At 40.5% G+C, this 6,870-nt stretch carries 8 protein-coding genes; 5 read left to right on the top strand and 3 right to left on the bottom strand.

The genetic code is table 11. The features are described 5' to 3' along the window. The coding region (locus tag ACPUEY_RS01755; protein WP_151765720.1) for a DUF4372 domain-containing protein at window positions 1–260 on the bottom strand (260 nt) is incomplete at its 3' end. Between the two features lie 261 nt (window positions 261–521). On the opposite strand from ACPUEY_RS01755, the gene ACPUEY_RS01750 reads away from it, so the two are divergent. The 5 genes from ACPUEY_RS01750 (at window position 522) to ACPUEY_RS01730 (ending at window position 4,726) form a co-directional block, all read left to right on the top strand. After that, entirely contained in the window at window positions 522–959 is a 438-nt protein-coding gene (locus tag ACPUEY_RS01750) for a hypothetical protein (protein WP_092818291.1), read from the top strand. 194 nt (window positions 960–1,153) lie between these two features. Continuing rightward, the gene (locus tag ACPUEY_RS01745; RefSeq protein ID WP_425120931.1) at window positions 1,154–1,660 is read left to right on the top strand and encodes a hypothetical protein; all 507 of its coding nucleotides are present in this window, start codon (window positions 1,154–1,156) and stop codon (window positions 1,658–1,660) included. A 206-nt stretch (window positions 1,661–1,866) separates the two neighbouring features. Then, window positions 1,867–2,868, top strand: a complete 1,002-nt coding sequence (locus ACPUEY_RS01740) for an LLM class flavin-dependent oxidoreductase (RefSeq protein ID WP_425120930.1) — start codon at window positions 1,867–1,869, stop codon at window positions 2,866–2,868. Window positions 2,869–3,295: 427 nt separating this feature from the next. Continuing rightward, complete coding sequence (locus ACPUEY_RS01735; RefSeq protein WP_425120929.1) at window positions 3,296–4,150, top strand: ferritin-like domain-containing protein; 855 nt, start codon at window positions 3,296–3,298, stop codon at window positions 4,148–4,150. Between the two features lie 21 nt (window positions 4,151–4,171). Beyond that, window positions 4,172–4,726, top strand: a complete 555-nt coding sequence (locus ACPUEY_RS01730; RefSeq protein ID WP_425120928.1) for a flavoprotein — start codon at window positions 4,172–4,174, stop codon at window positions 4,724–4,726. A 425-nt stretch (window positions 4,727–5,151) separates the two neighbouring features. Here the strand turns inward: ACPUEY_RS01730 and ACPUEY_RS01725 are convergent, their stop codons facing one another. Both ACPUEY_RS01725 and ppsR read right to left on the bottom strand, forming a co-directional pair. Next, the gene (locus ACPUEY_RS01725; protein WP_425120926.1) at window positions 5,152–5,922 is read right to left on the bottom strand and encodes a hypothetical protein; all 771 of its coding nucleotides are present in this window, start codon (window positions 5,920–5,922) and stop codon (window positions 5,152–5,154) included. Between the two features lie 67 nt (window positions 5,923–5,989). Continuing rightward, window positions 5,990–6,826: a posphoenolpyruvate synthetase regulatory kinase/phosphorylase PpsR gene (gene ppsR, locus ACPUEY_RS01720; RefSeq protein WP_092818297.1), complete on the bottom strand. Its 837-nt coding sequence runs from the start codon at window positions 6,824–6,826 to the stop codon at window positions 5,990–5,992. Window positions 6,827–6,870: the final 44 nt, after the last annotated feature.

The raw sequence follows: 6,870 nt of genomic DNA, 5'->3' as shown, positions 1-6,870 counted from the left end.
TTGAGTCTTGCTAAGGTGCTTCGCGCAATTCTTTTCGCGCCAAGATGATAGAGCTTTTCCTGCTGGGATTCGAGATTGGATTGAATGTCTCTTAAGCTTTGCCGACAAGAAAGTTGGGACATTAATATGGCAACAAACTGATCCCAGCGGGTGGCTGATCTTAATTTTTGCCCAGAGTGGTGCAGTTTTGCCAGACGTTCAAAATCTTGTCTTAAAATGGGTTTGAGTAATTGATGAAATACGGTATTCTGATGTGACAAAACCTGAGTCCTTTATAGTTAAAGTGTTTGTTTGCACTCATATTTTAACTATTTAGACTCAGGTTTTTTTTATTTAAAGTAAACTGTGGGACAGTAGTGCCTTCGGGTGCTTTTTTACTTTTATTCGCCTTATCCGCTGTTAATTATGGATAAATTTGGCAGAAAAAAACACACACCTTTAACACGCCATTCATCTTCAATGCCAGGCCTTGTTCTATTCTTATTTCAAGAGATAACAAACGCTTTCCACTGGAGTCTACCATGAAATTCAATTCAGTTTTATTTGCTACAGTCATTGCCACTTCTGCTATTGCGACTACAAGCACTTATGCAGGCAATACGACCAATGTGGCTTTAACTTCTGCACTTGGTAGTGTTGTAGGAACGGCGGTAGGCAAACAAATGGGCGGTAACACTGGTGCAATGATTGGTTCTGTCATTGGTGGTGCGGGCGGTGCTGCGGTTTCAGCAAATAAACGTGACCGTACTGGCGCTGCAATCGGAGCTGGTTTAGGTGGTGTAGGCGGTTATACCCTCGGGAAAAACATGGGTGGTTCTACGGGTGGCTATATCGGTTCTGCCTTAGGTGCTGCAGGTGGCTCGGTACTGGGTAAAAAAGTTTCAGAAGACCGCCGTTATGATGACCGTTATGACCGCCGTTATAATAGCTATGACAATCGTCGTTACAGTCGTCGTTAATTCGCCATTAATGATCGGACTCTTTAAAGCACCTTCTGGTGCTTTTTATTATTCATCATGGTAACTCATATTAATTATGAACAAATCTGGAAGATGAAAAATACAAATAATCAACAACTCATCCATTTTCATTTCTAAATTTTTGCTTACATTTAACGCAAGAAATAACAAAAGCCTCCAAAAGGAGTTTTGCCATGAAATTTAATTCCATCATTCTTGCTGCTGTAGTGACTTCATCTGCTTTAACCATGAGTACAGCCTATGCAGGCAATACAACAAATACAGCCTTAACTTCTGCCCTAGGCGGTGTCGTAGGTGCCGCAGTGGGGAAACAAATGGGTGGCACCACTGGCGCAATGATCGGTTCTGCAATCGGTGGTGGTGCAGGTGCAGGTGTTGCTGCCAACAAACGTGACCGTACGGGTGCCGTAATTGGCGGAGCTTTGGGCGGTGCTGGCGGTTATACCGTAGGTAAAAATATGGGTGGTACCAACGGCGGCTATATCGGTGCCGGATTAGGTTCTGCCGGTGGTGCAGTACTGGGTAAAAAAGTAAGCGAAGACCGTCGCTACGATGACCGTTATGATCGTGATGAGCGTCGTTATAATGATCGCTATGATCGCCGTTATGACAGCTACCGTTATGGTGACCGCCATGACAATGGCCGTCACTTAGGTTGGTACAAAAACGGTAAACGTTAATTCATCGCGATATCATTAGGTTGGTACAAAAACGGTAAACGTTAATTCATCGCGATATCAAATGACATTAAAGCACCTTCGGGTGCTTTTTTCATACTTGTACTTCACCTAAACATATTTACACAACATTTATATCGAAAAAAAACGATATACAAGTTCAGGTAGGCAGCGTATGCTTTTCTTAGCCCTGATATTAGAGAAAACCAATGCATTCGTTAAGAGATACCCAATTTTCAATTCTGGACCTAGTTCCTGTTCGTGAAAATAAAAGCATTCAATCTTCATTACATCATGCACTTGCTTTAGCTCAACATGCCGAAAAATTAGGTTATAAACGCTTATGGCTGGCAGAACATCATAATATGGATGGTATTGCCAGTTCAGCCACTGCCGTATTACTGGGTTATATCCTCGCCAATACCCACACTTTAACGGTGGGTTCAGGCGGCATCATGCTACCGAACCATGCCCCTTTAATAGTTGCAGAGCAATTTGGTACTTTGGCAACACTCTATCCAAACCGTATTGAACTTGGTCTTGGTCGTGCACCGGGTACGGATCAAAATACAATGCGTGCACTGCGTCGTGGCCGTCAGGAAACTGAAGATCAATTCCCACAAGATGTGCTGGAAATTCTGCAATATTTTAAAGCGCCTGTTCCACATCAACGTATCGTTGCCACGCCTGGACAGAATACGCATGTTCCGGTCTGGTTACTCGGTTCAAGTTTGTTTAGCGCACAACTGGCCGCAAAGTTGGGTCTACCCTATTCATTTGCCTCCCATTTTGCACCGCGAATGCTCGATCAGGCGATCAAGCTATATAGAGAGAACTTTGAGCCCTCTGAATACCTGGATCGGCCTTATGTTTCAATGGGTGTTCCTACGGTGGTGGCCCAAACAGATGAAGAAGCTGAATATCTGGCAACCAGTGCCTACCAGCGTGTTTTGGGCTTAATGCGCGGACAAAGCCTGAAACTGAAAGCACCAGTTAAAACCATGGAAGGACTTTGGTCACCCGCAGAAAAAATGTCGGTCGATAATTTCTATGCCATGGCACAAATTGGCTCTCCTGAAACGGTCAAAGCCGGTTTAGAAAAGCTGTTAGAGAAATATAATGTAGATGAATTTATCTTTACCTGTGACATCTATGACACAGATAAACGAATTGAAAACTTTGAATTATTGATGAATATTAAAAATTCTTAATACTTTCTTAGATGAGCATTTAAAACAGCATCTTATTGAGGTGCTATTTTTATCTCCAATACCCATTCAGTTCATCATTTAATCGGCTTTTGCCGACAAGATAGAACTGCACTTACGCGCTTGGTTCGCATAGACATCATTATATAAAACAATACATTTTAATGATAAAATCTGGCCCCTAATGATACGTCTTTATTTTTTATTATCAAATAGTTGAACAAATTAACGCAATAAATCAGCAGCCTAAATGATTAACAAAAATGCTCATATTATTTTAAGCACTTAGGCAAATTACATTGTCAGTCTTTCTCATACACTTGTAGCGAAATAATGATTTTACAGGTGTGCAGGATGGCTTCAATCGACTTGGAAAAAATGCTGAATAAAGTCAAAAATACGCAATGGACTTTATCTGATATTGACTGGGATGCCCCCGGGAAAGGAATTGATCACCGCTGAACAATGGCCAAATCTTAAAGAATTTATGGCCGATTTAATGTGGATTGAGCATGTCGGTGCACGCGCATTTGCAGCAATGTCAAAAAAGACACCCAATCCTGTATTGGCAGAAATGTATGCCATTTTTCATGCTGAAGAACAACGGCATGCCAACGCAGAAATGGCACTCATGAAACGCTGGGACATGCTCGAACATGACATACCCAAGCCCAATAAAAATCTGCGTCTGATTATTCAATGGCTAGATCGCTATGCAGATGATATGCCCTTCTATATCTTGGGTGCTGTCATTCCAATGCTGGAAGTTGCCCTAGATGGCGCTTTATGTACTTTTTTGCTGGACAGCGTCGATGATCCGGTTTGTCACCAGGCATTTAAATTGATCAATGGCGATGAAGCACGTCATCTTGGTGTGGGTTTTAGTGTCATGGAAGCCCAAGGCTATAATAAAACCTTGATTCAACTTGCCCAGATGGCTGCCCGAGCCATAGACCCTCGCATACTGCTCGGTATTTTGGCTTATTTACCGCTCATCAATAAAATGCGTGACAATGTGATCAAACTCGGGCTTGCAGAAGAAAAACTCTATGCAGCAATGAGCAAATTTTCCAGAATTGGCGGCCGAACTGCTGCGGGTCGCCGTAATCCCTGGTATCAGATTATCCAGTTCCATGCCTACAAGGTAATCGACCGCAAACAGAAATGGTTTCATATTCCTGTTGATGCCATGGTGACGATGACTGACAAGATTCCAGAAAAATCTTTACCTAAAGTTCCATCTTGGATATACCAGTTAACTACAGAACCAACTGCAACAAAGTAAAAAATAAGAAAGGATATAAAAATGGTTAACAAGAAAAAGAATCCACAGGATGGGTTCTTTCAGAATTCACCCGATTTTTTCCAGAAATTCCAAGGAAAAATCGTTGCTTCTGAAGATATTAAAAACTTTGATTTTACAGATTTAAATGTGGCTGTGGTTGGGGGCAATCAAATGACAGTCATGCACCTGGAACAGATCTGTAATACTGCAAAATTTGTAAAAGTATTTCAAATTACCCCGCTTTTTATCTTGCCTCAAACTGAAAAAGGCATTCATAAACTGCTTTCGCATCCTTTAATTATTAAAAATCGGCGCTTATTTAATACCCGCATCAAATCCTTACTGGCTATTCGCTATCTGGAGTCGCAAGTTCAGGATACCTGGTTAAAACGCCAGCTGATGCCCAACTCAGCATCTGGGAACAAGGTTTTTCTCAAATCGGATCGTTATTACACTGCGCTGCAACGGGAAAATTGCAAGCTGATTACCTGGCCTGTGGTAAAAATCACTGAACATGCTGTACAAAGCATGGAAGGTGTTGAACATCTAGTGGATGTCATCATTACTACCTATTGAGGGTGGCAATAAAATTCTTCCATAAATCATTTTAGAAACTAAAACTTGTTCGTAAAGCTGAAATTGTAAATGGATTTTTTAGTCGATATTAGATTCACGAGTGTGGCAAGGATGCCACACATTCCCCATCCTTGCGCTGCGTTTTAAAGCAGTGCTTAAAACTGGCTCAGGATGTTGTGTATGGGGAATAAAGACTTTTCTTGCGAACTCAAGATATATTTTGAGTTCTCATTTTAGTCTGTCAAAAGTAGGGTTCAGCCTACACAAAGTGACTTAAACTCTTAAAGAAAAGATAAGGCTGTGGAAAAATAAAATATAAATAAATATCAAATATTTAAATATAACAAGATCATCATGTTGATTTGTACGGAAATAAAATTCAAATTATGGAACAGCAATGGTATATCAGCCTCTTTTCATCCTGTTTATTTTACTATGCCAATGTATTGATAATGATTTTTAGTCTTTTGATAACGCAAATAACTAGATGTTAATTCACCAGATGGCTTGATGACTAAAATATCAATATTTTTAAGATCATTCGCAACACGAATATAGTGCCGGTTCATATCGAAAGGCTGAATATGCTTCGGATAATAATTGCAGTCATAATCGACATCGATATGGTTCATGGTTTGAGTTCTGGTTTTAAACACATCGGCAGCTTGATATTTCGCATTTCTAATTTGTGCCGCCTGAATGTCGTATGCACCTACACAACTGCTGCCAATATAGGTACTTGAAATAAAATAAGTGGGGACTTTATTCAGCTCGGTTTGCTGAATGGATCGTATAAACCCTCTATCATTCACCGCCTGAGTAACGACTTTATTGCCCTGTTTAAACTGCACATAGGATTCAAATTCACGCATCGTACCGCCAGATGAAATATCAAATGTATAAAATTTCAGCTTTCGGTCAGGGCTATAATTCACAAAAACCATGTTTTTGCTGGTTAATTTTTTAAAATCATAAGCAAAACTTTGCGGATTCTGTTCAATAAATGCAGCAATTTTCGAAGCCACTTCCTGATTCACAGCCTCAATTTCATAGCGATCAGTGAAACGGATTTGATCATATCGCTTGACCATTTGGGTTTCAAAATCAGTCAGCGGTTCTGCCAAAACATGCGTACCTATCAGACTAAATCCAACAAAACCAAGAGCAATTTTATTTATTTTTAATAGTTTATTCATATAATTAAGCTCTTTATTTTCGATTATAAAAAATGGAGTTAAATTGGTATTTAACTCCATTTTCAAATTAGCCAATACGACGTTTTAAACCTGTCATCTGTAAGACACGGGTAGAAATTTCTTCAATCGACATTTCAGAAACGTTCAGATATTTAATCCCTTCTGAAATATAAATGCCTTCTACGGCACGCAGTTCCATCTGGCATTGATTAAAACTTGCATAACGGCTATTGGCTTTACGTTCGCTACGAATCGCTACAAGTCGGTCTGCATCAATCATCAAGCCAAACAGCTTGTGCTTGTGTGCCTTTAACACTGCAGGTAAACGGTTGTCATCCAGGTCTTCTTCGGTCAGCGGATAATTTGCCACACGAATTCCAAACTGTAATGACAGATAAATTGAAGTCGGTGTTTTACCGGAACGGGAAACCCCAATCAGGATCAGATCGGCCTTGTCATAATGACGTGTGCGTGCGCCATCATCATTATCCAAGGCAAAATGTACCGCATCAATACGTGCTTTATAAGACTCAGAATCGGTCACGGCATGGGTTTGTCCGACTAAAGTCGTAGGCGCAGTACCCAAAACTTCCGACAATTTACCAATAAGACCTTCAAAAACATCAAGATTTACTGCATTTGCGGTATTGATAATATCACGCACATACGGGTCTACTAGGGTATCAAACACCAAAGGTTGTTGCCCGTCCTGATCGGCACGCTGGTTGATTTCAGCCACCACATTCATCGCAGCTTCTTCTGAGGTGATATAAGGAATAATATGAATGTCAAAATCTACATGAGGAAACTGTGCTAACAGTGAATGTCCAAGGGTTTCAGCAGTAATTGCAGTCCCATCGGAGATAAAAAACACACTGCGCTTAATCTGTTTACCTTCTGACATTAAAATTCTCCTTAAATATTTGTCTAAGTGCTGTAAAATCTTTA

The sequence above is a fragment of the Acinetobacter sp. G11 genome (assembly GCF_049808495.1).
Lineage (GTDB): Bacteria > Pseudomonadota > Gammaproteobacteria > Pseudomonadales > Moraxellaceae > Acinetobacter > Acinetobacter kookii.
This window is presented reverse-complemented; position numbering and strand designations above follow the sequence as displayed.

Coding starts and splice junctions, on each gene's coding strand:
- ACPUEY_RS01750 (WP_092818291.1), top strand. CDS start 522: ATGAAATTCAATTCAGTTTTATTTGCTACAGTCATTGCCACTTCTGCT.
- ACPUEY_RS01745 (WP_425120931.1), top strand. CDS start 1,154: ATGAAATTTAATTCCATCATTCTTGCTGCTGTAGTGACTTCATCTGCT.
- ACPUEY_RS01740 (WP_425120930.1), top strand. CDS start 1,867: ATGCATTCGTTAAGAGATACCCAATTTTCAATTCTGGACCTAGTTCCT.
- ACPUEY_RS01735 (WP_425120929.1), top strand. CDS start 3,296: ATGCCCCCGGGAAAGGAATTGATCACCGCTGAACAATGGCCAAATCTT.
- ACPUEY_RS01730 (WP_425120928.1), top strand. CDS start 4,172: ATGGTTAACAAGAAAAAGAATCCACAGGATGGGTTCTTTCAGAATTCA.
- ACPUEY_RS01725 (WP_425120926.1), bottom strand. CDS start 5,922: ATGAATAAACTATTAAAAATAAATAAAATTGCTCTTGGTTTTGTTGGA.
- ppsR (WP_092818297.1), bottom strand. CDS start 6,826: ATGTCAGAAGGTAAACAGATTAAGCGCAGTGTGTTTTTTATCTCCGAT.